Source organism: Streptomyces sp. NPDC088157, assembly GCF_044741545.1.
In the GTDB taxonomy this organism is placed as follows: Bacteria; Actinomycetota; Actinomycetes; order Streptomycetales; family Streptomycetaceae; genus Streptomyces.
The window spans coordinates 366,389-390,296 of the sequence record NZ_JBIUSU010000003.1; the positions used below are offsets into that span (position 1 = coordinate 366,389).

Consider the following 23,908-nt stretch of genomic DNA (forward strand, 5'->3'; position numbering starts at 1 on the left):
GCTCAGGAGAAGAACCCTCGCGGCGCGGGCAGGCCGGGCGTGAAGGAGGAGGGGGCGCTCATGACGCGGTCCAGGTCCCGCTTGATGCGTTCGGCCTCGCCTCGTACCTGAGCGGGAATGTCGCCCCGTTCGGTGATGAGGCGGTGGTAGATCGGGGTGTCGTCGAAACCGGGGATCACCGAGGTGGCTCTGCTTTCGTGGACGGTCGGGCAGGCCGACACGGCAGGACTTGCTTCGGACACAACCGACGATCCGACGGGGCGAACCGGCGTTTTGATGACGTCCGCTGACGGTTCGACAGCGGAACCGCCCGTGGGGACGTCATCGTATTCTCCCCGATGGGCCGGAGGCGGGTGACCGCGGGGGGCACGGGAGCGGTGGCGGCGGGCCGCGAACACGCTTCCCGGACGCGCCCCGCCGACCCTCGGCGTGACCGCCTGCCGCCGCGATCCGCTCGGTCCGGCGTCACCACGGCAGTGGGCCGTCCGCCGCGCAGGCCTCACCGGCGAGCCCCTCCAACACCGGCTCGGACCTCAGCAGTTGGGCGACGATCGCGGCGGTGGCGCGGTGCCAGTCGGCGCCGCGCCGGAGCATGGCGTGATCTCCCCGGCGGACGAGGACGAGGCCTGCCTGCGCCGTGACCCGCCGGGCCCGTCGGACGTACTCCGCGGACGCCTCGGGATCGGTCACCCGGTCTCGGTCTCCGTGCAGCACGACGATCCTCGTCCCGCCGAGGTGGGCGACGGGTTCACCGGGCGGGCACCACGGCGCCAGAGCGAGCACGCCGTTCACCGCGGGGTCGGCCGCGGCCCGTAGCGCCGCCCGGGCGCCCATCGAGTGCCCCACCAGGGTCACGGGCACCTCTCCCACCGTCCGGCGCAGTTCGTCGAGGGCTCGTACGGTGTCGTGCACGGGGTCGGCGGTCGCGTTCCACCCCCGGTAGCGGTATCGCACCTCGGCGAACAGCACGTCCTGGCGGTCCGTCGCGGCCACGGCCGCCCGGAGGACGGGACGCATGCGCAGGGCGGCCAGATGCCGGCCGCTGGACGCCTCCCGGCTGTGTTCCCGGCCGCCGTGCAGGACCACGACCGCGGCACCCGGCCGGGCGGCCGGCCGGTGCCGCACCACCAACGCGGACGCGGCCCCGCCGACGGCTCCTCTTCGTCCGCCTCCTTCTCCCTCTCCCGCTTCTTCATCTGCCGCCTTCTCGCGCACCGCCCCGCCGCCTCTCCCGCATCGCGCCCGGATCCTGTCGACGACCACCGGTTCAGGCCGCCGCGAAGTCCTGCTCCCAGGGCCTCGGTCCCGCTCCGGCCTGCCAGTGCCAGAGGTCCTGGCCGTCCACGCACACGATGCCGCATCGCCGCGCGTACTCGACGGCGGGCTCCGTGAAGTCGCCGGTCGTGACGACGACCGCGACCTCGGCCCCGTGCACGGTGTAACAGGTGCCCCCGAAGCGCTGCAGGTCCTGGGAACCGACGCGGTTGCCGTCGCTGTACCGCTTGCACTGGACGACGAGCAGGCGCCCGTCCGGTGTCCTCGCCACGACGTCGGCGCCCAGGTCACCGGCCCCGCCGACGACGTCCACGTCGGTACAGCCGTCGCGTCGGCACAGCTCGGCCATCGCCTGCTCGAACTCGGCGGGGTCCAGCTCTTCGTAGTCGATCGCCCCGGTGGCGGCGGCCGCTTCGCCGAAGGGCGGATCGAGCGGCTGATCGACGGGCTCGGTGAGCTGGATCGTCCGGGCCGTGTCGAGCCGGCCGCCGGGAGAAGGAGCCGGTGGCGGGGTCTCGAGAGCCTCCACCACCGTCTCCGTGGCCGCCTCCAGGGACCGCGCGGCGCGACGCGCGACTCTCGCCGCCGAGAACCTGCGCCGCCCGCGGTGGCCCGCGACGACACCGGCGGCGCCCACGAGCACGAGCGCGACGGCCCAGCCGGGGCGGTGCTCCGCCGCGGCGGTGGCGGTGCGGGCGACCCAGACCAGCAGCGTCAGGAGGATGGCGAGAAGCACGAAGTACACGGCCGTGTAACGGAGTTCGAAGCGACGCGGACTGCGTTCGGACTGCCGCGCGCTGGGGGGTACGGTCATGGCGATGCTTCTCCCGGGTCCGTCAACGAAGATCATCGAGCGGGTGCCCGGTCCCGGAGGTTCTATCGGGAAGAGCGCCGACACGCACGTACGACTTCGCGGGGTACGGCATGCGCGGTCACCCCGGGGCGGCCGGGCAGAAGCGTCCGCGGCCTCGCCAGGAGGAGTTCGTGCCCGAGCCGCCCGACCGGCGGGGGTTCAGCCCGCCGCGTCCTCGTCCGCCGCACACCTCGCGGGTTCCGACGCAACTGCCGCCGCGGCCTCGGGCCGGTCCTCGACAGCGGCGCGAAGGGTGCGCACCTGCGGTGAGAGGAGGGCCGACGCGCTGGCCAGGGTCACCAGGGCCGCGCAGCCCACCAGCGCGTGACCGGTGCCGACGGCGGCCGCCACGGGGCCGGCGGCGAGCAGTCCGAGCGGTGCGAGGGCGAGCGAGCCGAACCAGTCGTAGGAGCTGACGCGGGAGAGGACCTCCTCCGGGATCGCGCGCTGGACGGTGGTGGCCCAGAGCACGCCGAAGACGTCGCTGGAGACGCCGGCGCCGAACATGGCAGCGGCGATCAGCCACACCGGGGCCCGGACGCCGAGCAGGGCGATCGGCACAGCCGCCGGGAAGGTGGCCAGCACGGCGACCAGGATCGGCCGTTCGACCCGCACCCGGGCGGCCAGCCCCGCTCCGGCGACGGTCCCCAGGGCCTGCGCGGCCACGATGAGCGACCACGCCCGTGCTCCGCCGAGGTGCTGTTCGGCCGTCAGCGGGCCCAGGACCCCGACGTTGGCGTTGAGCGCGGCGACCACGATCGCGTATTGGACGACCACCACCCACAGCCACTGGCGGGAGGAGAACTCGTGCCAGCCTTCGCGCAGGTCGGCCCAGCCCGACGACTTCTTCGGGGGCCGTGTCGCTGTCCGCAGCCGGGCCGTCAACGCGGCGCTGACCACGAAGGACGCCGCATTCATGGCCAGCGCCCAGCCCGGGCCGACCAGCGCCACGGTCACCCCCGACAGGGCCAGGCCCAGGAGCAGTGAGCTGTTGGTGCCGACCCGAAGCAGGCCATTGGCCTGTTGCAACCGGTCGGCGGGCACGATCAGCGGCACGATGCCGTCCATCGCCGGAGCGAAGAGGGCCGTCGCCGTCCCGGCCGCGACGGCCAGCAGACACATCCCCAGCAGCGGCGCAGGACCGGTCAGCACCATCGCGGCCAGGCCCCCGTACGCGCCCGCCCCCAGCACGTCGGCCACCGCCATCAGCCGGGATCGAGACATCCGATCCGCGATCACCCCGCCGACCAGGATGAGCACGAGCTGCGGAACCGCCTGGCAGGCGACCACGAGCGACAGACGGCCCGGGCCGGCTCCGGGCAGAGCCAGTACCGCGAACGCCAGCGCCACCCGCGCGAACCCGTTCCCCAGCACGGAGATGATCCGCGCGGAGGCGAGCAGTACGAATTGCCGGTCATGCCGGAGCGGCGACCCGGTCGACGAGACAGTCACGGCCGGGCACTCTATGCGGCCCGAGCCGTCCCAGAACCTGATCCGGCCACATCGGAACGTGTCCGCCCCGATGGACATGGCGGGCGGCCGCCGCGCGTCCCTCGACGGCGCCGACGTGGCCGTGGCCTGCGGCGCTCCTAGGCGAACGTGAGCGCCGGGAGCTCGGTCGAGTCGCTCAGCGCGGCCCAGACCGTCTTCCCTCGGCGTGCGTGGCGGGTTCCCCAGTGCTCGGCGAGCTGGGCGACCAGCAGCAGGCCGCGGCCACCCTCGTCGAAGACCCGGGCCCGGCGCAGGTGAGGGGTGGTGCTGCTGCCGTCGGAGACCTCGCACAGGAGGGCGTGGTCGTGGATGAGGCGCAGCCGGATGGGCGGTTCGCCGTAGCGGACGGCGTTGGTGACCAGCTCGCTGACCACCAGCTCGGCGGTGAAGCCGAGCTCATCGAGTCCCCAGTCCGTGAGCTGCCGGGAGACGTCCGATCGGGCCCGGGCGACGGCGGTGGGTTCCGCGGCCAGTTCCCAGGTGGCCACCTGGCGGGCGCCGAGCGCTCGGGTGCGGGCCACCAGCAGGGCGACGTCGTCGTCCGGCCGGGCCGGCAGCAGGGCATCGATGACGGTGTCGCAGACGGCCTCCAGGGAGGGGGCGGGTCGGGCCAGGGCGTGTCGCAGCCTGGTGAGACCTGCGTCGACGTCGTGGCCCCGGGCGTCGACCAGACCGTTGGTGTAGAGGGCGAGCAGACTGCCTTCGGGGAGTTCGACCTCCGTCGCCTCGAACGGCAGGCCGCCCAGGCCGAGTGGCGGGCCGGACGGCAGGTCCAGGATCTCGGCCGTTCCGTCCCGGGTCACCACGGCAGGCGGCACATGGCCCGCGCGGGCCAGGGTGCAGCGTCGGGAGACGGGATCGTAGACGGCGTACAGGCAGGTGGCGCCCGTGCCCCCGGGGCCCACGTCACCCGTCCCCATGTCCCCGGCGGCCGCATCGCCGGCGGTGTCTTCGTCCGTGTCGTCGAAGGCCTCGTCGGACGTGCGCAGGACGACGTCGTCCAGGTGCGTGAGGAGTTCGTCGGGCGGCAGGTCGATGTCGGCGAGGGTGCGCACGGCGGTCCGCAGCCGGCCCATGGTGGCGGCGGCGTGGATGCCGTGGCCGACCACGTCGCCCACCACGAGGGCGACCCGGGCTCCGGACAGCGGGATGACGTCGTACCAGTCGCCGCCCACGCCGACCTGGTCTCCCGCCGGGAGGTAACGGTGGGCGACCTCCACGGCGGACTGCCGCGGCGTACCGCGCGGGAGGAGGCTGCGTTGCAGGGCGAGGGCGGTGGCTCGGGCGTGGCTGTAGCGGCGGGCGTTGTCGACGGCCACCGCCGCCCGGGCGGCGATCTCCTGCGCGAGGAGCAGATCCTCGTCGTCGTAGGGGTCCGGGTCCTGGTGCCGGGAGAACTGGGCGACACCGAGCGTGGCGCCGCGGGCGCGCAGCGGCACCACCAGCGTGGAGTGGATGCGGGGGCCGTCGGCAGCGGCAGCGGCCGCGTCGCCGTGGTGCTTGGCCGGCTGCCCGGTGGCCAGGGCGCGGGCCGTCGGCGATCCGTCCAGGCAGGTGTGGAGCAGCGGCGCGGAGACCGGTGCGGGATCGTTCTCGGCCCTTGGCGAGTGCGCGGTCCGGCGCAGTACGAGGGGCGCTTCGCTCGCGGTGTCACGGCCGTGGAGCACGGCGTCGAGCAGGTCGACGGTGACGACGTCGGCGAAGTGCTCGGTGGCGAGGTCGGCCAGCTCCTGGGTGGTCGCGGCGATGTCCAGGGTGGTCCCGATCCGCAGGCCCGCTTCGTTCACCGTCGAAAGCCGCCATTGCAGCCGGCGCTCCCGCTCCTCGTGGAACGCGACGACGCCCTGTTCCGAGGTGCGGTCCACGTACGCGGCCGACGTCGCGATCAGGCGTCGCGTGGCCGCGCTGACCAGCTCGGCGTCGCTGGTGAACCGGGGCATCTCACGGAGCAGGCGGTCGAGGACGATGCCCTGCGCGAGCCGGAAGGCCCGCAGCATCGTGCCGAGGGGGATGCCACGCCGGGCCAGCCGCTGCGCGCGGTGCACATCGGCCGGCGGTGGTTCGATGAGGCCGGGCTCGATGGCGTACTCGAGGCCGGACAACCCGGCGACGATGTGCTCGGCGACGTTCACCGACACCGTGTGCGCGATGTCCGGGTCCTCCCACAGCTCGGGCAGCTCCCGCCGCAGGCGGCGCTCCACCTCGGCGGTCAGCTCGTCCGCTCTCGAACCGAACTCGCGCGCGAGACGGGACACGAGACCGGCAGCCGTCAAGTCCACAAGGACGACGTTACGCCGTACGGGCGCGTAGGCCCCGTCGGGAGGAAATCGGCCTCGCGGACCCACGCACTCCGGGCCCTGCCGCACGCGGCGCCGCCATCCGGCAGCGGCTTCTCGAACTGCCCGCCCCGTCCTCGCGGACGCCACCCCGATGTACCGGCCGACGCTCGACAAGTGCGCGGGGGCCGTCTGCGACGCCGCCCGGCGCAGCTGAGCGCCGCCGCTCCAACCGAACCGAGCGGCGGTTTGCCCCGGGACCCGGAGGCCGTCATGGCGACTGCTCCAAGCGGTCCCGCAGGTTGCGGCGGGGCCGATCGAACCTGCCCGGGTACAGGCTCGGCGCGGGACAACCGACGGTCATGGCGCTGTGGGCAGCAGACGTACCTCTGCCTCGGGGAGCTTGGCCCACCAATGGTGGTAGCGGCTGTAGACCGCTGCCTCGCGTCCGGCCAGGCACGCCGCCAGGGACTGGGCCTCCGCGAGGAGTCCGTCCCAGGCGGCGGGCGAGAGGGGGTGGAAGGCTGTGGCCTCGATGCCGCCGTCCACCTGTCGCCACACACCGGCGACATGACCGTCCACCAGCAAGGTGGGCAGCACGTCGCCATTGTTGCGGATCACCAAGGGGCGGTAGGCCGCGGGGATCACCCGGCTGCGGTCGGCGTAGGCCAGCAGAGTGCTGTCCCACATCGCCATGAGCCGGGGCGGGGCGGGGGTGTCGGCGGGCGGCCGGGAGGCGTCCGGGAGGTCGAACAGCGCTGCCTCCCCCGGCCCCTGGAGCTGCTCGACGGCACCGTCCAGGGTGCGGAGGGCTTCGCGAACGGGTGCCCGCTGCACCATGGCGAACTGCGCCACGTCCGCCACCGACGCGGGCCCGAACCCTGCCAGATAGCGCAGGATCAGGGTCCGCAGTGCCTCCGGTTCCACCACCCGTCCCGAGGGCACGGGTCCGGTCGGGGCCGCGACGAAAGACGGCCGGAGACCGAACGACCACGGCGCGTCCGTCGGGGCATGGTGCAGCGGCGCGTACGCCTTCAGCCCCCACCACGCGCCGTCCTTCTTCTCGGTTCCGAACCGCTCTTCGACCCATGTCTGCATCTCGGCCGCGCTGCGTGGCCGGTCCGCGAAGGCCAGCAGCTCCGGGACGACCGCCTCGGCCTCCGCCGGCGTCAGCCCCGCGGCGGCGAAGCGATGGCCGAGCCGGGTGCCGTACAGCGTCGGCTGCATCGCCGCGCGGAAGGCCTGGTAGTCCTCGGCGTGCACGGCGTGCAGGGTGATGCGCATCAAGGTCGCCTTGACCACGGAGCGCTGGACGAAGGCGGCGTCCAACTCGGCCGGGGTGAAGCCGGCGAGCCGGTTCCACAGCGCGAGATACGGTGAGGCCGGATGCTGCGCCTGGAGCGCGACCACGCGCCGCACTGCTTCCGGGACAGTCAACGGCTCGCGCGTCAGCAGCAGTTGCCGGCTGAGGGTGGCCCGGTTGAGTTCCTGCGCGGTGATCTTCACAGGCTGGATTGTGCCGTGCCCCGTGCCCCGTCCCCCGTCCCCCGTCCCCCGTCCCCCGTCCCCCGTCCCCCGTCCACCAGCGTCGACCACGGCCCGGGAGGCCCCGCCGTGCTGCCCGCGGGTATCCGCGCCCCATGCCTCCCAGGGGCTGCCCGCGCCGGTGGTCCGGGCCGGACGCTACGGCTTGCGTCCCACCCCGCAGTAGGCGTCCACGGCGGCGGCGAAGTTGGCCGGATCACCGGGGTCCGCACGCCACTCGGTCACCCGGACGATTCCGGGTTCCACCAGGTCCAGCCCGTCGAAGAAGCCGCCGATCTCCTCGACGGAGCGCACGTGGTACGGCACGGCCCCGCTCGCGTTGTACGCCTCCGAAGCGGCGATCATGCCCTCGCTGGTGGCCGTGCTGTCGCTGATCACCAGATGGCTGCCCGAGGGGAGACCCGCCATGAGCCGCCGGACCAGATCACGCGCCTGCTCGTGGTCGGCGACATGGCCGAGCGTGTTGAGGATCATCAGGGCGACCGGCCGGGTGAAGTCGAGCGTTCCCGAGGCGGCCCGCAGAACGGCTTCCGGGTCGTACAGGTCCGCGTCGAGATAGGCGGTCCTGCCTTCCGGCGTGCTCGTCAGCAGAGCGTTCGCATGGGCCAGGACGACGGGATCGTTGTCGACGTACACGATCCTGGCGTCCGGGGCCACGCGCTGTGCCACTTGGTGGGTGTTGTCGGCGGTGGGCAGCCCGGTGCCCACGTCAAGGAACTGGCGGACGCCCTGCTCGCCGGCGAGATGTCGCACCGCACGCCCCAGGAAGTGCCGACTGGTGACCGCCACGTCCACGAGGCCGGGGAAGATCTCCTTGATCCGGTCCCCTATCTCCCGGTCGACCTCGTAGTTGTCCTTGCCGCCGACGAAGTAGTTCCAGAACCGGGCCGAGTGCGGCTTGGACGTGTCGATCCGGCCGGGGGCTCCGGCAGTCACGGCGGTCTGGGCGGTCGGGTCCGACATGGTGAGGCCTCCTGCACGGGAACGTTGATGATCAGGACGATCAGTGCACCAACGTAGGCGAACTTTCTTTCCGTGCTGGGAAGTTGAGAGCGCTTACTGCCACCTGACATGCCGTTTCGGCCAATCGCCCGCCGCGCCGGCGAGTCGACCCCGAGAACCGATCCGCGGCTCAGGTCGCGGTGTAGCCGAGCTGGCGCCTCATGTACGGGGTCATGAGGGTCTTCGCCTTTGCCAGCACGGAGGTGCGGCTGCCGAGAACGGCGCTCTCACCACCCGGCACGGGCAGCACCGTCAGTCCGTCGGCGGCGCCGAAGGGCACGATGAGCGGGGTGCGTTGGATCGGCCGGTAGAGGCGGGCCTCCCCGCGGTGCCTGCCGGAACTCCTCAGCTGGACGCGGATGTTGTGGGCGGCGAGGTCGGCCTGGGCGAGCGCGGCGGGGGTGATCTTGAGTTCGGTGGCGTCGTTCACGTCGCCCACCGCGAACACCTCCGGGTGCCCCTCCACCCTGAGTCGCCGGTCGACCTTGACGTGCCCGGCCGCGTTCAGCCAGTCCCCGTGTCCGCCCAGCCGCAGCCAGAGTGTGTTGGGGGTGGTGCCCGTCGCCCAGAAGGAGAGGTCCGCTTCGATGGTGTTGCCGCGCGCGTCGCGATAGGTGCCGAAGTCGTTCCCGGGGGACATGAACGAGTCGAGGCGCACCTCCACATCGTGGGACTCCAGCCAGGCCAGCGCCCTGCGTCCGGCCCGCTCGCTGCCGGCGGAACCGAGCAGCGCCGTTCCCGCGTGGGCGAGCGTGACGCGGGCGTCCGGCCGGGCCAGGCGTATCTCGGCGCTGAGTTCGACGCCGGAGGGTCCACCGCCGACGACCAGGACGTGTTCGGCGGTGGCGACCTTGCGCTGGTGCCCGGCGAAGGAGTTGATCGTCTCCTCCGGGGTCGTTCCGGTGAAGCGGGCCGGTTCGGGGTAGTCGGCGCCGGTGGCGATCACGACGACGTCATAGGGGAGCCGTTCGCCCGTCGCCAGGACGACCTGCCGTTCGGCGGTGTCGATGCGGACCGCCTTGCCCACGACCACCCGGCCCTCGCGCAGCAGCCGGTCGTACGGGATGAAGGGGGTGACCGACCACTCCGGACGCACTCCGGCGCGCAGGGCGGCGATGCGGTGGAAGAAGACCTCCTTGCGGTCCACCAGCGTGATCCGTGCCGTCGTGTCCAGTCGCTTCGCCAGCCGGACGCCCGCGTAGCCACCGCCGATCACCACTATGTCGCCGTCGCGCACGCGCGTCTCCTGAGCATGGGGGGGAAGCGAGCGGCTCACCGTGGGGCTTCCTCGGCCGCTCGAACTGCCGACGAGCGTAGCGCTTGAACTTTTAAGTTCCAATGGAGCTGTGTGCAGTTGTGTGCACGTTCGGTGAAGCCGTGCCGGGTTCGGGTGGCTCATGACCGGGCGTGCGCGAGCGCGGCGATGTGCGTCAGGGCCGCGGTGGCGAGACCGGTGTCGGCGATGCGGGTGCGCGTCGGGGGCGGTGAGCGACTCGCGGCTCAGCGGCGCAAGTCGGATGCGGTCGCGGCCGCGACGACGCGGTCCCGTTCGGTCCGCGTGAACAGGCCCTCGGCCAGCCAGTCGTCGGCCAGGGCGCGCACCGCGTCCACGAAGCGGCTGAAGTTCGCGAACGGCGCCCGTTCCCAGAGGACGTCGAGAAAGGTCAGGCCGTCGGCGCGGGCACGGTTCGCCACACCCGAGTCGGCGGCGCCGAAGACGACGACCGGCTCGGCGCGCCTGAAGTACGCGTGGTAGGGGGCGTCGTCCGCGATGTGGAAGGGGGCCAGGGTGAGGCCGTTCGTCGTGAAGTGCTGGGGGCGTCCTTCGGGTCGGACCGCGTCGGCGAGGTCGCCCCGCAGCGTGAAGTCCCGGTAGAACGAGAACTTCCGGAAGTCCGTCTCCGGGCTCCTCGCGACCAGCAGGACCGGCCCGTGGAACAGCGACTGGACGGCGGGATCGTCCAGCGCCCTTTCGACCCGCAGGCGGTAGGGGGCCGAGACCGCGACCCGGTCGCCGCGCCGCCAGTTCCTGCTCAGGGTGAGGTAACTGCCGGGCACCGCCTGTGTCTGTTGCCGGACGCCGTTGACCGTGACGGTGAAGCCGGCCGTGGCCCAGGACGGCACCCTGAGCTTGAGGTCGAGCCTGCCGCCGCCCTCACGGAACGTCAGGGTGCGGACGCTCTCGGCGGGGTAGGCGCTCGTCTGCTCGATGACCAGCCCCCGTTCCGGCCACCGCAGAGTCGAGGCGAGGTAGAGGTTCACGTACACCGCGTCGCCGTCGGCGGAGCGGAAGTAGACCGAGTCCTGGTACTTGGTGTGGTTCTCCATGCCGGTGCCGCCGCAGCAGGTGCCGGTGTTGTCGTACTCGCGCACCACCCCCGGGCCCATGCCGACGAAGTAGGTCACCTCCGGGCTGTCCGCGCCGGGCGCGTCCCGGCGGGAGGCGAGGATGTGGTTGGTCAGGCCCCGCTCGTAGTGGTCCATGTAGGCGGGGTCCGGCTCGTGGAAGAACAACTGCCTGCCCAGTTTGAGCATGTTGTACGTCGCGCAGGTCTCGGCGTTGTCGTCGCCCAGGGTGGCCGCGACGGCACCTCGGGCCCGGAACATCTCCCCCTGGCCCGTACCCCCCAGGCTGTACGTCCGAGGGCCCGCGACCATGCCCCAGAAGTTGCGGGCCGCGGCCGCGTACCGCTCGTCCCCCGTGTGGTCGAACAGCCGGGCGTAGCCGGTGAACTGGGGGATGTGCTGGTTGGCGTGCCTGCCCTCCAGGATGTCCCGGTCGCCGGCGCAGGCGTCCAGCAGCGCGGTGTTGTCGAAGCAGCGGGCGGCGGCCAGGTGCTCCGCCCGTCCGGTGAGGGCGTGGAGGTCCGCCATCACCTCGTTCATGCCGCCGTACTCACCGGCGATGTAGATCGACCACATGCGCTCGAGCTGCGCCTTCGGCAGCCCGCCCAGTCTGCTGTGCACCCAGTCGCCCAGCTTCGAGGCGATGGCGAGGGCCTGCGCGTTCCCGGCCAGGGTGTACGCGTCGAGGAGACCACGCATGATCTTGTGGCAGGTGTAGTAGGGCGCCCAGATCGTGGGGTAGGTCGTGTAGCTCTCCAGCAGGATGAACTGCGTCTCCGGGTACGCCGCCAGGTAACCGGGGTGACTCGGCTTCGGCGAGCCGTGCTCGGCCAGGGCCCGCTGGCACTCGCCGAGTGCGGCCACCAACTGGTCGAGCTTGGCCTTCAGCGCGGCCTCACGCGTGTCGGCGTACGCCTGGGAGACGAGGGTGAGGAAGTGGCCGCCGTAGTGGCCACGCAGGTTGCCGTCGGCGGTCTCCCAGCCGCCCGGTGGCCGGGCGCCACGGGTGTCGAGCCCTGCATTGGCCCGGAAGACGGCGAGGATGCGGTCGGCGGGGTAGGACCTGGCGTAGTCGAGCATCAGATCCCGCTTGCGGCGGAAGACGCCGTCACCGAGGGTCACCTGGTCCAGGGGGAAGGGGTGGACCGCCCAGGCGTGCGGGACGGGAGCCGGGGCAGCGGTGGGCGGGACGTGTGGCGAAGTCGCGGTGTGCGCCGTGGCGGTGGAGGAGGTACGGGCCGCCGCCGGGGCCGCGTGCAGCAACGGGGCGGCGCCCGCGGTCCCGACGGCCAGCCTCAACAGACGGCGACGAGTGGGGGGTTGGGACATTCTGGGCTCCGTTTCGCGGTGGGTGACGGATGTGTGGGGGCGAGGGATGTGTGTGGTGAGGCGGGTTGTGTGCCGGGGACACACGCATGGTGGTCCCCCGTGCCGCATGGACACCGCCCTGTCGCGGGAGGCCTGCGCCGCTACCTCCCGGGGGGCGCTGTCGGCGGTTCCGTCGCCGTCGGCAGCCACACCCGCATCGTCGATGGGCCTCGGCGCGCCCAGGAGTGGTAGGGCACCAGGACGACGCCGGTGCGTTCTGCGGCGGGGGCTGTGTCCTGGCCGAGCGGCCGGTACGGCCAGGGGGCGTCGCGTGGTCCGTCCCGCGGGGCGACGAGTTCACCGGGCGCCACGACCGTGTCGTCCGGCCCGTCCCGCGGTTCGAGGGACGGGTCCACTCGCACCGTGTCGACGTCCTGTCCGTCCGGAAGGTCCACCGACTCGGCGCAGTACACCAGCGGCCCGCGCTGGACGGCGACGGTGCCGCGTACGGCGTCGACGCGCGGGTCGGACCCGATCCAGCGCGGGATCACGGGCAGTTCGAGCCGTACCTCCTCACCGGGCCGGAAGAGCCGGGTGACCTCGGCCGTGCCCGGTCCTACGGCGCGGCGCTCGCCGTCCGGGCCGACCAGGCGGGCGGGGGTACCCGCCGTCCACGCGGGGACGCGCAGCGACAGCGTCCACGGGTGGTCCGGCGACCGGTCGATCCGTACGCTCACACTCCCGCCGGATGGGTAGTCGGTACGCACACGCAGCGCGACGCCGTGCCCGCCCGCGAGCGAGGTGACGATCTCCGCGTCGGCGTACTGGTGCAACTGGATGCCGTGGTCGTCCGCCGTCGCCAGATAGGCGGGCAGCAGGGCCAGGGTCCGCGCCACGTTGGTCGGGCAGCAGGACACCGCGAACCAGGGTGCCCGCAGGCTCGATTCGGCGCGCGGGCTTTCGGAGCCCGGGGAGGGTACGGTGCCGCGGCGGCGCCGGTGGAGGGTGTTGGAGTAGAAGAAGGCCCGGCCGTCCTCGGACGGGGAGGTCGCGACCACGTTGAACAGGGTCCGCTCCGCCAGGTCGGCGAAGCGCGGCTCGCCGGTCGCGAGCAGCAGCCGCCAGCTGAGCATCACGGAGGCGACCCCGGCGCAGGTCTCCGAGTAGGCGCGGTCCGGCGGCAGCACGAAGTCGTCGCCGAAGGACTCGTCCCGGTGGTGCGAGCCCATGCCGCCGGTCAGGTAGGTGCGCCGGGCGACCGCTGTCTCCCACTGCCGTACGACCGCGGCGAGCAGGTCGTCGTCGCCGGTCTCCACCGCCACGTCGACGGCGCCGGACGCGAGGTAGAGGGCGCGGACGGCATGGCCACGCAGCGCCGTCGCCTGCCGGACCGGCAGGTCGTCCTGGTAGTAGGCGCGGCCGAACTCATGGTCGGCGAGGGTGCCGTGCCCGCGGCGGGCCACGAAGAGCGCGGCCTGGTCGAGGTAGCGCTGCTCCCCCGTCGCCCTGGCCAGTTCGACCAGGGCCGTCTCGATCTCCGGGTGTCCGCAGACGCCCTCGACACCGCCCGGACCGAAGGTGGCGCACACATGGTCGGCGGCCCGCCGGGCGACCTTCGCCAGCTCACCCTCGCCCCGGGCCCGGGCCTGGGCCACGCCCGCCTGGATCAGGTGCCCGTGGCAGTACAGCTCGTGCCCCCATTCGAGGTCGCTGTAGCGGGGCTGCTGGCCGGGGCGGCCGAAGGCGGTGTTGAGGTAGCCGTCCGGTTCCTGGGCCGGTGCGATGGTCTCGGTGAGTGCGGCGATCCGGAGGTCGAGCGAACCACCGGGATCCTGCCCGGCTTCCCAGGCCATGGCTTCGAGCAGCTTGTACACGTCGGAGTCGGCGAACTCCCGGCCTCGCCGGTCCCGGTTGATCCGGCCTTCGACCGCGGCCCGGAAGTTGCCGATCCAGCCGACGCGCTCCATCCACTCCCGGCAGTGGTCGAGTGTCGCGGTCGCGTTGACCTGTCGGCGCCGGGCCCAGAAACCCCCGGTGATCCGGACCTCGTCGAGGCCGAGCGGCCGCAGCCGTCCCCGGCTCGGCGCCACCGGCAGGACGTTCGACCGCGCTGTGTTCTCTCTCACCAGTTCATGCCTTCGGTTCGTCCCTTCGGTGGTCCGTCAGGTTGTCCGTGCATGTGGTCCGTCAGGTTGTCCGTGCATGTGTCTGTTCATGTGTCTGTTCATGTGTTCAGTGCACGTGGTCCGCACTGCGGGCCCCTCAGGTTGTCCGTCCGGGCGCGGGGCGCGGGTCGGGCCAGGGCCTCAGCCCTTGAGCGCGCCCGACATGAAGCCGCGTACGTAGTGCCGTTGCAGCAGCAGGAAGAGGAGCAGGCAGGGCACGGCGAGCACCACCACCCCGGCTTCGGTGGCGCCGTAGTCGACGGCGCCCATGCTCTGCTGCCGCAGGTTCGCGACGGCCAGCGGCAGGGGCGCCTTCTCGCTGTCCGAGATGAGGATCAGTGGTGCGATGAAGTCGTTCCAGGCCGCGAGGAAGGCGAACAGCCCCACCGTGATCAGCCCCGGCCGCACCGCGGGAAGGAGCACCCGGCGCAGCGCGCCCGCCGTTCCGCATCCGTCGACCAGAGCCGACTCCTCTAGTTCGCGCGGTACCGCCTCGAAGGAGATGCGCATCATGAAGGTGGCGAACGGCAGTTGGAACATGGTCAGCACCAGGCTCAGTCCGAGCAGCGAGTTCTGGAGATGGAGCCTGCCGAGCAGCACGTAGAGCGGGATGAGGAGCGTGGCGTAGGGAACCATGAGGATGGCCAGCGTCAGCAGGAACAGCGGGTTCTTGCCCGGGAAGTCGAAGCGGGCGAAGGCGTAGCCGCCGAGCAGGGAGACCCCGAGGGTCAGGGCGACGGTGAGCGCGGAGACGACGGTGCTGTTGCCGAGGTACCGCCACAGGCCGGCGTCGTAGTCCAGCAGCGTGCGGTAGTTGCCGAGGCCGTAGCCGGACTCCTGTGCGGTGCCCGGCTGCGCGCTGACCGAGGCCCAGGCGTTCCACGCCAGCGGGAAGAGGAAGATGACGGCCAGTCCTCCGGCGACGACGTGGTGAGGGGTCCGGCCGAGGGCTCGGGTGAGCACCGGTGTCTCCTTTCTCGAGTTGCTCGAGCTGCCGGGCTTGCTCGAGCGGCTTGAGCGGCTTGAGCGGCTTGAGTTGCTTGAGCGGCTTGAGTTCCTGCTTGAGCGGGTCATGACTCGTCGGCACGGCGAAGACCGCGGAACTGGGCCACGTTGAGCAGGAGCAGCGCGGCCAGCACGACGATCGACAGTGCCGCCGCGGTCCCGAGGTTCAGCCGCTGGAAGGCCTCGCGGTAGATCAACTGCACGACGGTGACCGTGCTGTTGTCCGGCCCGCCCTTGGTGAGGACGAAGAACTGGTCGAAGGCGAGCAGTGATCCGGTCACGCAGAGCAGCAGGGACAGGGCGAGGGACGGACGCAACAGCGGCAACGTGATGGAACGGAAGACCTGGCCGCGGCTCGCGCCGTCCATCCGAGCCGCCTCGTAGACCTCGTGGGGGATGCGCTGGAGGCCGACGAGCAGGATCAGCATGTAGAAGCCGGCGAACTTCCAGACGACGAGGAACACCGTCGACAGGAGGGCGGAGGTCGGCGTGCCGAGGAAGGAGACCGGGTCGTCGATGACACCGAGCTTCTCCAGGACGCGGCTGAGCGGTCCGGTGGTGGGGCTGTACATCCCCCAGAAGAGCAGGGAGGCCGAGGCGAGTCCGAGGGCGCCGGGCAGGAAGTACACCGTGCGGAAGAAGCCGGCGCCGGGGCGGGACTCCTGCACCAGCAGCGCGAGGAACAGAGCCAGGCCGAGCAGGGCGACCGTGACGATCACGGTGTAGAGCAGGGTGAAGCGGACGGCCGGCCAGAACAGGGGGCTGTCGGTGACGTCGGTGTAGTTCTCCGGGGCGTTGCCGCCCTTGTCTCCCGCGAGGAGCGGCCAGTCGCTGAGTGACATCTGTGCCACGAGGAGGAGAGGCAGCACGAAGAGGACGGCGACGAACACGGCCGTGGGAGCGGCGTACCCGAGGCCCTGGATCCGGCGGGGTGCGGCCGTACGGGGTCGGCGGGTCGGGCGCTGCGGCGCGGGCCGGTGCGCGGTGGTCGTCCGGTCGGGCGCCTTGACCTGCATGGCTCTCCTCTGCCGGGTGACGTGGGAGGGGTCGTGCCGGGGTCCGGCGGCTCCGTCGCGTCCGGTACGTGAGTACGTCCGGTGCATCCGGAGCCGTGCCCTGCTGTGTCCTGCCCTGCTGTGTCGTGCCGTGCTTTGTCGTGCCGTGCTTTGTCGTGCCGTGTCGCTCAGTCGGCCAGCGAGGCGGTGACCGCCTTGTTGTCCTTCTCGACGGATGTCCCGTCCCCGAAGACGGCGTCCCGCATCAGGGACAGCCAGGGCCCGTTGGGGTCGTTGAAGGTCTGGCCGAACTTCAGGGCGTACGGGGTACGGCCGTCCGCCACGAGCCGGTTGATGGTCACCAGGCGCGGGTCCGCGGCGGAGTACTTGTTGGCGGCGAGGTCGGTGCGGGCCACGACGTCCTTGTGCGCGGCGACCACGTCGACCTGTGCCTCGTCGCCCAGTGACCAGGCGAGGAAGTTCCAGGCCTGGTCGGCCGACCCGCTGGTGGCGGAGATGCCGATGGCGTCACCGCCGACGAAGGTGGAGGTGCCGCCGTCCGGGCCGGGGATGGGCGCGACACCGAGGTCCAGGTCCTTGGGCATGAGCCCCAGCGTGGTCGACGGCATGGGCATGACGCCGACCTTTCCCTTGGGGAAGGCGCCGGTCCAGGTGGTGCCGGTCTCGTCGCGTGCGCCGGGGGCCACGATGCCGTCCTTCACCCATCCCCGGTAGGTGTCGTAGACCTTCTTCGCGGTGGCGGAGTCGAGGTTCGCCTCGGTTCCCTCCTTGTTCAGGACCTCCTCCCCGCCGGCCCAGATGGACGGCCACCAGGTGAAGACGCCGCAGCCCCCGCAGTTGCCCCCGAAGAAGGTGCCGTCGACGCCGCCGCCCAGCGCGTCCACGGCCCGGGCCTGCCGGTCCCACTCGCCCAGCGTGGTGGGCGGCTTGGCGGGGTCGAGCTCGGCCTTCCGGTAGAGCTCCTTGTTGTAGAAGAGCACCGACAGGTCGAGGGTGTGCGGGACGACGTACTTCTTGCCCTCGTACGTGCCCGCCCTGATGTGCGACTGGGCCAGGTTCTTGGCGAAGGGCAGGGCGTCGACGCGCCCGGTGAGGTCGGCGAAGAGGCCGCTGCCGGTGTAGTTGGGTACGAACACCACGTCGGAGGCGAAGAGGTCGGGGAGGTCGCGGGAGCCGGCGGCCGCGCCGACCTTCGCCTGGTAGTCGTCGGTCGGGACGACGGTGAGCTTGATCTTGTTCTTGTGGCCCGCGTTGTAGGCCTTGACCAGTGCCTCGCTCTGTGGCCGGGTCGCCGCGCGCGTCCACATCGTCAGTGTGGTGCCGTCGTCGACGCCCTTGGCGTCCGCGGCTCCGCCCCCTCCCCCGCCGTCCGAGCCGCCGTCCCCCGAGCCACAGGCCGTGATCAGGCTCGCGGTGGCGAGGAGCGCGACGACGCCGGTGGCGAGCCGGCGAACAGGTCCACGTGGTCCGGTCGTGCTCCCCATGACGATCCCCCCTGGCTGGGTTCTGCGACGGAAAGAAACCGAAAAGGCTTTCTGAAAGCTAGGACCCGGCTCACGGCCCGTCAATCCCCTTGCAGAGAACGGTTGTAGGAGCTGCCGTACAGTGCGTGCCGAAACCTGTGAAATTCTCCGGCACGCATCCCGGCCGAAACTTCTCGCGTACGGTTTACGCACGCGACGCGAGACAGGAGAACCTCCATGGCACCGGCCCTCGGCCCCTCTCGTTCGCAGCCCGCCACGCTCAGCGATGTCGCCCGGCTGGCGGGTGTCTCCATCGCCACCGCGTCCAAGGCCCTCAACGGCCGCAGCCAGGTGCGCGCGGAGACGCGGCAGCGGGTGATCGAAGCGGCCGAGCGGCTGGCCTTCCGGCCGAACCAGCTGGCCCGGGGCCTGCTCGTCGGCCGGTCGGGCACCGTCGGTCTGCTCACCAGCGACCTGGAGGGCCGGTTCAGCATCCCGATCCTGATGGGCGCCGAGGACGCCTTCGGGGCGGGCGAGGTCGCGGTGTTCCTGTGTGACGCCCGCGGCGACGCCATCCGCGAGCAGCACCATGTCCGCGCCCTGCTCGGGCGCCGCGTCGACGGCCTCATCGTGGTGGGCAGCCGGACGGACCCCCGGCCGTCCCTGGGCCGTGAGCTGCCGGTTCCCGTCGTCTACGCGTACGCGCCGTCGGACGATCCGGCCGATCTGTCCATCGTCCCCGACAACGTCGACGCCGGCCGGATCGCGGTGGAGCACCTGCTGGCCTGCGGCCGCACCCGGATCGCGCACATCACCGGCGACCCCGGGTACCTCGCGGCGCGGGAGCGGGCCGAGGGGGCGCGGGCCGCGCTAGCCGACGCCGGTCTCGCCCCGGTCGGCGAACCGCGGTTCGGGGCCTGGTCGGAGGGGTGGGGGCGGGCGGCCACGGCGCTGCTGCTCGACCGGCACCCGGACCTCGACGCCGTGCTGTGCGGCAGCGACCAGATCGCCCGTGGCGTCATGGACGTCCTGCGCGAGCGGGGCCACCGGGTGCCGGAGGACGTGGCGGTCATGGGCTTCGACAACTGGCAGGTCCTGACCGCCGCGTCGCGGCCGCCGCTGACCAGCGTCGACATGAGTCTGGAGCAGGTCGGCCGGGCGGCGGCGCACGCCTTGTTCAGCGCGATCGGCGGAGTACGGCGCTCGGGAGTGGAGAGCGTGTGCTGCCGGGTGGTGATCAGGGGGTCGACGGCGCCGCTGTCCTGATCCTCCGGTGGGCGTCGTTCCGGGTTCGCGCCGCCCTCTCTTGACACTTCATCAGCCCGCTCCTACGTTGCGAAAACCTTTTAGGTCAGTTTCCGTGCACGTATGTCAGGCACATGCCATTGCCCGCTCGCCGTCACCCTGACAGGGAGCACCTCATGAAGCGCCTCCTCGTCGCACTCGTGCTCATCATCTGTTCCGTCTGTTCCGTGACCCCGGCCGCCGCCGCGCAGACCATCGGGTTCCCGACCTTCAGCGGACCCGCGATCCCCGCCCCGCCCGTCGCCTACACACCGGGCGACATGATGCGGAGCATCTACGACGCGGAAAGTTCGGGAACCGATTTCTGGATGGACCGTCTGCTGGCCCGCTCCGGCGACGACCCGGCCGGCCCCTGGCTGATGAGCCGTGGGCGCGCTGTCTTCATGAAGACGCACGACCCGGCGGTCCTCGGCTTCGGCGGTCATGTCGCCTACTGGGAGAGCGTCAACGACAACAACGCCTACACCGTCGCGATCAGCCCGGGCACCTTCACCGAACAGGTCTCCCAGCGGCGGCAGGTGCCGAGCCACTGGAAGAGCGTGCACACCAGCGGCTCGATCGAGGTCACCCAGACCAAGTTCATCACCGAGAACAACGTCGCCGTGACCAACCTGTCGATCAGGAACAACGGCACCGGCTCCACCACCCTCCAACTGCGGGCGACTTCGCCCTACGCCACCACGGGCACCGGCAGCGAGCTGACCGGGCAGGTGAACGCCTACAACAACCTCACCACCATCCGGCCCAGACTCACCGGCGACGGCTTCGGCGTCTCGGGCGGGGGTCTCAACCGGTCCGTGACCGTGGGCGCCGGAGCCACGGTGACCGCCAAGGTGGTGATGGGCTTCGTCACCGACGAGATCCCGGAGTCGCTGACCGACTACAACGCCTACGCGGGCTACTCCAACGCGACCGCCTTCGCCACCCACGTCAGGGCGTACAACCTGTGGTGGGCGCAGAACGTGCCCTACATCGACGTGCCCGAGCCGGCGATCAAGAAGAACATCTACTACCGCTGGTGGCTGATGCGCTTCAACAACCTCGACGCCGACATCCCCGGGCAGACCTTCCAGTTCCCGACCTCGACGGAAGGCGTCCTCGGCTACAACAACGCGATCGCGCTCACCCAGCCCATGCACATCGACGACCTCAAGTACCTGCGCAACCCGGCCTACTCCTACGGGGACTGGCTCAGCGCCGGCCAGACCTCCAAGGGCGGCCGCTTCCTCGACAACCCCGGTGACCCGGAGAACTGGTCCAACAGCTACACCCAGTACATCGCCGAGGCGGCCTGGAAGAGCTACCAGATCCACGGCGGCCAGCCGGCGATCGCCGGCAACCTGGCCCGCTACGCCGAGGGAGACGTCAAGGGGCAACTCGCCTACTACGACCACGACAACAACAAGCTGATCGAGTACGACTGGGGCGCGCTGACGGGCAACGACGCCGACGCCGTCTCCTTCCACTGGAAGCCCGGCAACATGGACCGCGCCGAGTCCGCCTACCAGTACAGCGGCGCGCTCGCCGCCGCCCAGGCCTACGAGGCGACCGGCAACACGGCCAAGGCCACCGAGATGCGCACCCTCGCGACACAGATCAAGGACGCCATCGTCAACGTCCTGTGGAACCCCGGCCGGCAACTGTTCGAGCACCGGCTGAAGTCGACCAACGAGTGGGTTCCCTGGAAGGAGATCAACAACTACTACCCGTTCGCGGTCGGAGCCGTCCCCGACACCGCCACCTACAAGCAGGCGCTGCGTCTGTACGACGACCCGGCCCAGTACCCAGTCTTCCCCTTCTACACGGCCAACCAGGCCGACAAGAAGGCGGCGGCCGACGCCGGGAACCCCGGCTCCAACAACTTCTCCACCATCAACTCGACCGTGCAGTTCCGGCTCTACTCCTCCGTGCTGCGCAAGTACCCCAACTCCTGGATGAGCGCGACCGACTACAAGAAGCTGCTCTACTGGAACACCTGGGCGCAGTACGTCGGCGGCAACACCCAGTGGCCGGACGCCAACGAGTTCTGGGCCGACTGGAACGGCAGCGGCATCGACTACCGCTCCTGGATCCACCACAACATCCTGGGCAGCAGCAACTGGACGGTGATCGAGGACGTCGCCGGTCTGCGGCCCCGCAACGACGCGAAGGTCGAGCTCTCGCCGATCGACATCGGCTGGAGCCACTTCACCGTCAACAACCTGCGCTACCGCAACGCCGATCTGTCCGTCGTCTGGGACGACCCGGCCGACGGTGTGGTCCGCTACCCCGGCGTCCCGGAGGGCTACTCGATCTACGTCAACGGCAACCGGGCGGCGACCGTCAGTTCGCTCGTGCCCTTCACCTGGGACCCGGCCACCGGGGACGTGACCACGAGCGGCACGGTCACCCACCACACGGCCGTCGCCGGCCTCCAGGCCCCCAACCAGGTCGTGCAGAACAGCCCCCGGATGGTCGACATGCTCGCCAAGGCGGGCGTCGACCTGACCGCCGACCTCACCAACCTCGCCACCGGAGCGACCGTGTCCGCCTCCGCCACCGCGTCCGGCAGCAGCACCGCCGGCGCGGTCGACGGATACCCCACCAACGAACCGTTCTGGGGCGCGGGCGGATCCGCCAACAGCCAGGACTGGTACGAGCTGAACTTCGGTACCGCCCGCACGCTCGACGAGGTACGCCTGTACTTCAAGGACAGCCGCCCGGCCAGTACGACCTACCGGGCGCCGTCCGCGTACACCATCCAGTACCACGACGGAAGTTCATGGGTGAACGCGCCCGGCCAGACCAGAAGCCCGGCGGTGCCACGCGCCAACTACAACCTCGTCCGGTTCCCGGCGATCAGCGCCCAGCGCGTGCGGGTGCTGGCCACCAACGCCTCCGGCGCCAGGACGGGGCTCACCGAGGTCAAGGTGTACAACCGGGGCGGTGTCCAGCCACCGGCCAACCTGGCGACGTCCGCGACGCCGTCCGCGTCGTACACCTCCGCCTGGGAGAGCGTCACCGCCGTGAACGACGGCATCGATCCGCCGTCGTCCGACGACACGGTGAACCCGCGTTGGGGTACCTGGCCGGAGACCGGCCAGCAGTGGGCGGAGCTGACCTGGCCGGCGGCGAAGACCCTGAACAGGGCCGAGGTGTACTTCTTCGACGACGACCAGGGCATCGACATGCCGGCCGCCTGGAAGCTCCAGTACTGGAACGGCAGCGCCTACGTCGACGTACCCGGCGCCGGCGGCTACCCACTGGCCAGGAACCAGTACAACACCGTCACCTTCACCGCCACGAGCACCACCCGGCTACGGGTCCTGCTCACCGGCAACGGCACCAGTTCCGTCGGCCTCCTCGAAGCAAAGGTGTACGGACCGTGACCCGTTCCAGATACCCGGCCGCACTCATCGCCCTGCTGACCCTGGCGGTCGCCTTCCTCGTGGCGCCGCCCGCGTCCGCCGCCGTCGCCTTCACCTCCACCGGGGTGAACCAGAACGGCGGCAACTGCCTCGACCTGCCCGGCGGTTCGACGGCCGACGGAACGCAGCTGCGCGCCTTCACCTGTGGCTCCGGCGCCAACCAGAACTTCGGCCACACCCTGGTCGCCGGGACGAGCGACACGTACACGATCACCACGCAGTCCGGCCAGTGCGTCGACGTCTACGGGGCGTCCACGGCGGACAACGCGGCGATCATCCAGTGGCCCTGCCACGGCGGGACGAACCAGCGGTGGCGGCTCGTGCCGGTGTCGGTGAGCGGAACCGACAAGACCTTCAACCTGGTCTCCGTGAGCTCGGGCAAGTGCGTCACGCCCAGCGCCGGATCCCCGGCGTCCAACACCGACCTCGTGCAACTGCCGTGCGCCGCAGCCAACGGCAGGGTGTGGCGGCTGCCCGGCTTCACCGGCGGCGGCACCAGCCCGCACACGTTCACCAACCCCCTGTCCCAGCACGGGCCCGACCCCTGGCTCACGTACTACGACGGGTACTACTACCTCGCCACGACCACCTGGAACTCGACGGTCACCATGCGCAGGGCGAGCACCCTGGCGGGACTCGCCACCGCCACCGACCAGGTGATCTTCAACCTCAGCCGGCCCAACGGGGCGGGCACGATGTGGGCGCCGGAGTTCCACCTGCTCGACGGCCCGAACGGCAAGCGGTGGTACTTCTACTACACGGCCGGGCGGGAGCCCTACGACCTGGGCACCCAGCGGATCCACGTGCTCGAGAGCGCCGGCCTGGACCCGATGGGGCCGTACAGCTTCAAGGCCGACCTGCTCGACCCGACCCAGGACAACACCTGGGAACTGGACCCGGGCATCCTGCAACTCAACGGTCGGCTGTACCTGTTGGGCACCTTCTACAACGGCTCGCAGCCCATGTTCATCCGGCCGCTGTCCAACCCGTGGACCGCGAGCGGCACCCGCCGTGTGCTGTCCACGCCGACCTACGACTGGGAGACGGTGGGCGGCGCGGTCAACGAGGGTGCCGAGGTCCTCCAGCGGGACGGCAGGACGTTCATCGTCTACTCCGCGAGCCACTGCTCCACACCCGACTACAAGCTCGGGATGCTCACCTACAACGGCGGTGACCCGCTGAGTTCCTCCTCGTGGGTCAAGTCACCGAACCCGGTCTTCCAGCGGTCCAACGCCAACGGTGTCTACGGCCCCGGCCACAACGGCTTCTTCAAGTCGCCCGACGGGACCGAGGACTGGATCGTCTACCACGCCAACAACTCCACCGGAGGCGGCTGCGACATGAACCGGACGACCAGGGCGCAGAAGTTCACCTGGAACGCCGACGGCACCCCGAACTTCGGCACCCCGGTGGCCCTCGGCGTCACGCTGCCCTCGCCCTCGGGGGAGTAG

The 23,908-nt window shown here is 71.2% G+C and carries 16 protein-coding genes; 3 read left to right on the plus strand and 13 right to left on the minus strand.

Translation table 11 applies throughout. The annotated features are described in order from the left end of the window. Positions 1–2: 2 nt before the first annotated feature. From ACIPFH_RS12915 to ACIPFH_RS12975, 13 genes are all read right to left on the minus strand, one after another. On the minus strand, positions 3–242 hold the full coding sequence (locus tag ACIPFH_RS12915) for a hypothetical protein (protein WP_356263439.1): 240 nt from the start codon (positions 240–242) through the stop codon (positions 3–5). Positions 243–465: 223 nt separating this feature from the next. Next, positions 466–1,215 carry an alpha/beta hydrolase gene (locus ACIPFH_RS12920; RefSeq protein ID WP_401825662.1) on the minus strand — a complete coding sequence of 250 codons (750 nt, stop codon included), beginning with the start codon at positions 1,213–1,215 and terminating at the stop codon, positions 466–468. Between the two features lie 52 nt (positions 1,216–1,267). Then, positions 1,268–2,089, minus strand: a complete 822-nt coding sequence (locus tag ACIPFH_RS12925) for a restriction endonuclease (protein ID WP_401825664.1) — start codon at positions 2,087–2,089, stop codon at positions 1,268–1,270. 198 nt (positions 2,090–2,287) lie between these two features. Next, entirely contained in the window at positions 2,288–3,580 is a 1,293-nt protein-coding gene (locus ACIPFH_RS12930; RefSeq protein ID WP_401825667.1) for an MFS transporter, read from the minus strand. A gap of 137 nt (positions 3,581–3,717) precedes the next feature. Beyond that, a complete protein-coding gene (locus ACIPFH_RS12935) occupies positions 3,718–5,898 on the minus strand; it encodes a SpoIIE family protein phosphatase (RefSeq protein WP_401825670.1) in 2,181 nt (726 codons plus the stop codon). 357 nt (positions 5,899–6,255) lie between these two features. Next, positions 6,256–7,401 carry a winged helix DNA-binding domain-containing protein gene (locus tag ACIPFH_RS12940; RefSeq protein WP_401825672.1) on the minus strand — a complete coding sequence of 382 codons (1,146 nt, stop codon included), beginning with the start codon at positions 7,399–7,401 and terminating at the stop codon, positions 6,256–6,258. 177 nt (positions 7,402–7,578) lie between these two features. Next, on the minus strand, positions 7,579–8,403 hold the full coding sequence (locus tag ACIPFH_RS12945; RefSeq protein ID WP_401825675.1) for an SAM-dependent methyltransferase: 825 nt from the start codon (positions 8,401–8,403) through the stop codon (positions 7,579–7,581). A gap of 169 nt (positions 8,404–8,572) precedes the next feature. Further along, positions 8,573–9,679 (minus strand): NAD(P)/FAD-dependent oxidoreductase, encoded by a 1,107-nt coding sequence (locus tag ACIPFH_RS12950; RefSeq protein ID WP_401825677.1) that lies wholly within the window; start codon positions 9,677–9,679, stop codon positions 8,573–8,575. Between the two features lie 263 nt (positions 9,680–9,942). After that, the gene (locus tag ACIPFH_RS12955; protein WP_401825679.1) at positions 9,943–12,117 is read right to left on the minus strand and encodes a beta-L-arabinofuranosidase domain-containing protein; all 2,175 of its coding nucleotides are present in this window, start codon (positions 12,115–12,117) and stop codon (positions 9,943–9,945) included. Between the two features lie 140 nt (positions 12,118–12,257). Further along, positions 12,258–14,222, minus strand: coding sequence for a glycoside hydrolase family 127 protein (locus ACIPFH_RS12960; protein WP_401825681.1), 1,965 nt, complete (start codon positions 14,220–14,222; stop codon positions 12,258–12,260). A 180-nt stretch (positions 14,223–14,402) separates the two neighbouring features. After that, complete coding sequence (locus tag ACIPFH_RS12965; protein WP_401825682.1) at positions 14,403–15,224, minus strand: carbohydrate ABC transporter permease; 822 nt, start codon at positions 15,222–15,224, stop codon at positions 14,403–14,405. Between the two features lie 107 nt (positions 15,225–15,331). Continuing rightward, positions 15,332–16,282 carry a carbohydrate ABC transporter permease gene (locus ACIPFH_RS12970; protein ID WP_401825684.1) on the minus strand — a complete coding sequence of 317 codons (951 nt, stop codon included), beginning with the start codon at positions 16,280–16,282 and terminating at the stop codon, positions 15,332–15,334. Positions 16,283–16,449: 167 nt separating this feature from the next. Continuing rightward, entirely contained in the window at positions 16,450–17,766 is a 1,317-nt protein-coding gene (locus ACIPFH_RS12975) for an ABC transporter substrate-binding protein (protein WP_401825687.1), read from the minus strand. A gap of 216 nt (positions 17,767–17,982) precedes the next feature. Between ACIPFH_RS12975 and ACIPFH_RS12980 the strand changes: the two genes are divergently transcribed. The 3 genes from ACIPFH_RS12980 to ACIPFH_RS12990 all read left to right on the plus strand — a co-directional run bounded on the left by ACIPFH_RS12980 (position 17,983) and on the right by ACIPFH_RS12990 (position 23,908). Then, the gene (locus ACIPFH_RS12980; RefSeq protein ID WP_401825688.1) at positions 17,983–19,011 is read left to right on the plus strand and encodes a LacI family DNA-binding transcriptional regulator; all 1,029 of its coding nucleotides are present in this window, start codon (positions 17,983–17,985) and stop codon (positions 19,009–19,011) included. Between the two features lie 155 nt (positions 19,012–19,166). Next, positions 19,167–22,418 (plus strand): discoidin domain-containing protein, encoded by a 3,252-nt coding sequence (locus ACIPFH_RS12985; RefSeq protein ID WP_401825690.1) that lies wholly within the window; start codon positions 19,167–19,169, stop codon positions 22,416–22,418. Beyond that, positions 22,415–23,908, plus strand: a complete 1,494-nt coding sequence (locus ACIPFH_RS12990) for a family 43 glycosylhydrolase (RefSeq protein ID WP_401825693.1) — start codon at positions 22,415–22,417, stop codon at positions 23,906–23,908. The genes ACIPFH_RS12985 and ACIPFH_RS12990 overlap by 4 nt, the downstream gene beginning before the upstream one ends.

Excerpts from the sequence above, each read along its gene's own strand:
- ACIPFH_RS12945 (WP_401825675.1), bottom strand. The coding sequence starts at position 8,403 with ATGTCGGACCCGACCGCCCAGACCGCCGTGACTGCCGGAGCCCCCGGC.
- ACIPFH_RS12975 (WP_401825687.1), bottom strand. The coding sequence starts at position 17,766 with ATGGGGAGCACGACCGGACCACGTGGACCTGTTCGCCGGCTCGCCACC.
- ACIPFH_RS12980 (WP_401825688.1), top strand. The coding sequence starts at position 17,983 with ATGGCACCGGCCCTCGGCCCCTCTCGTTCGCAGCCCGCCACGCTCAGC.
- ACIPFH_RS12985 (WP_401825690.1), top strand. The coding sequence starts at position 19,167 with ATGAAGCGCCTCCTCGTCGCACTCGTGCTCATCATCTGTTCCGTCTGT.
- ACIPFH_RS12970 (WP_401825684.1), bottom strand. The coding sequence starts at position 16,282 with ATGCAGGTCAAGGCGCCCGACCGGACGACCACCGCGCACCGGCCCGCG.
- ACIPFH_RS12955 (WP_401825679.1), bottom strand. The coding sequence starts at position 12,117 with ATGTCCCAACCCCCCACTCGTCGCCGTCTGTTGAGGCTGGCCGTCGGG.
- ACIPFH_RS12925 (WP_401825664.1), bottom strand. The coding sequence starts at position 2,089 with ATGACCGTACCCCCCAGCGCGCGGCAGTCCGAACGCAGTCCGCGTCGC.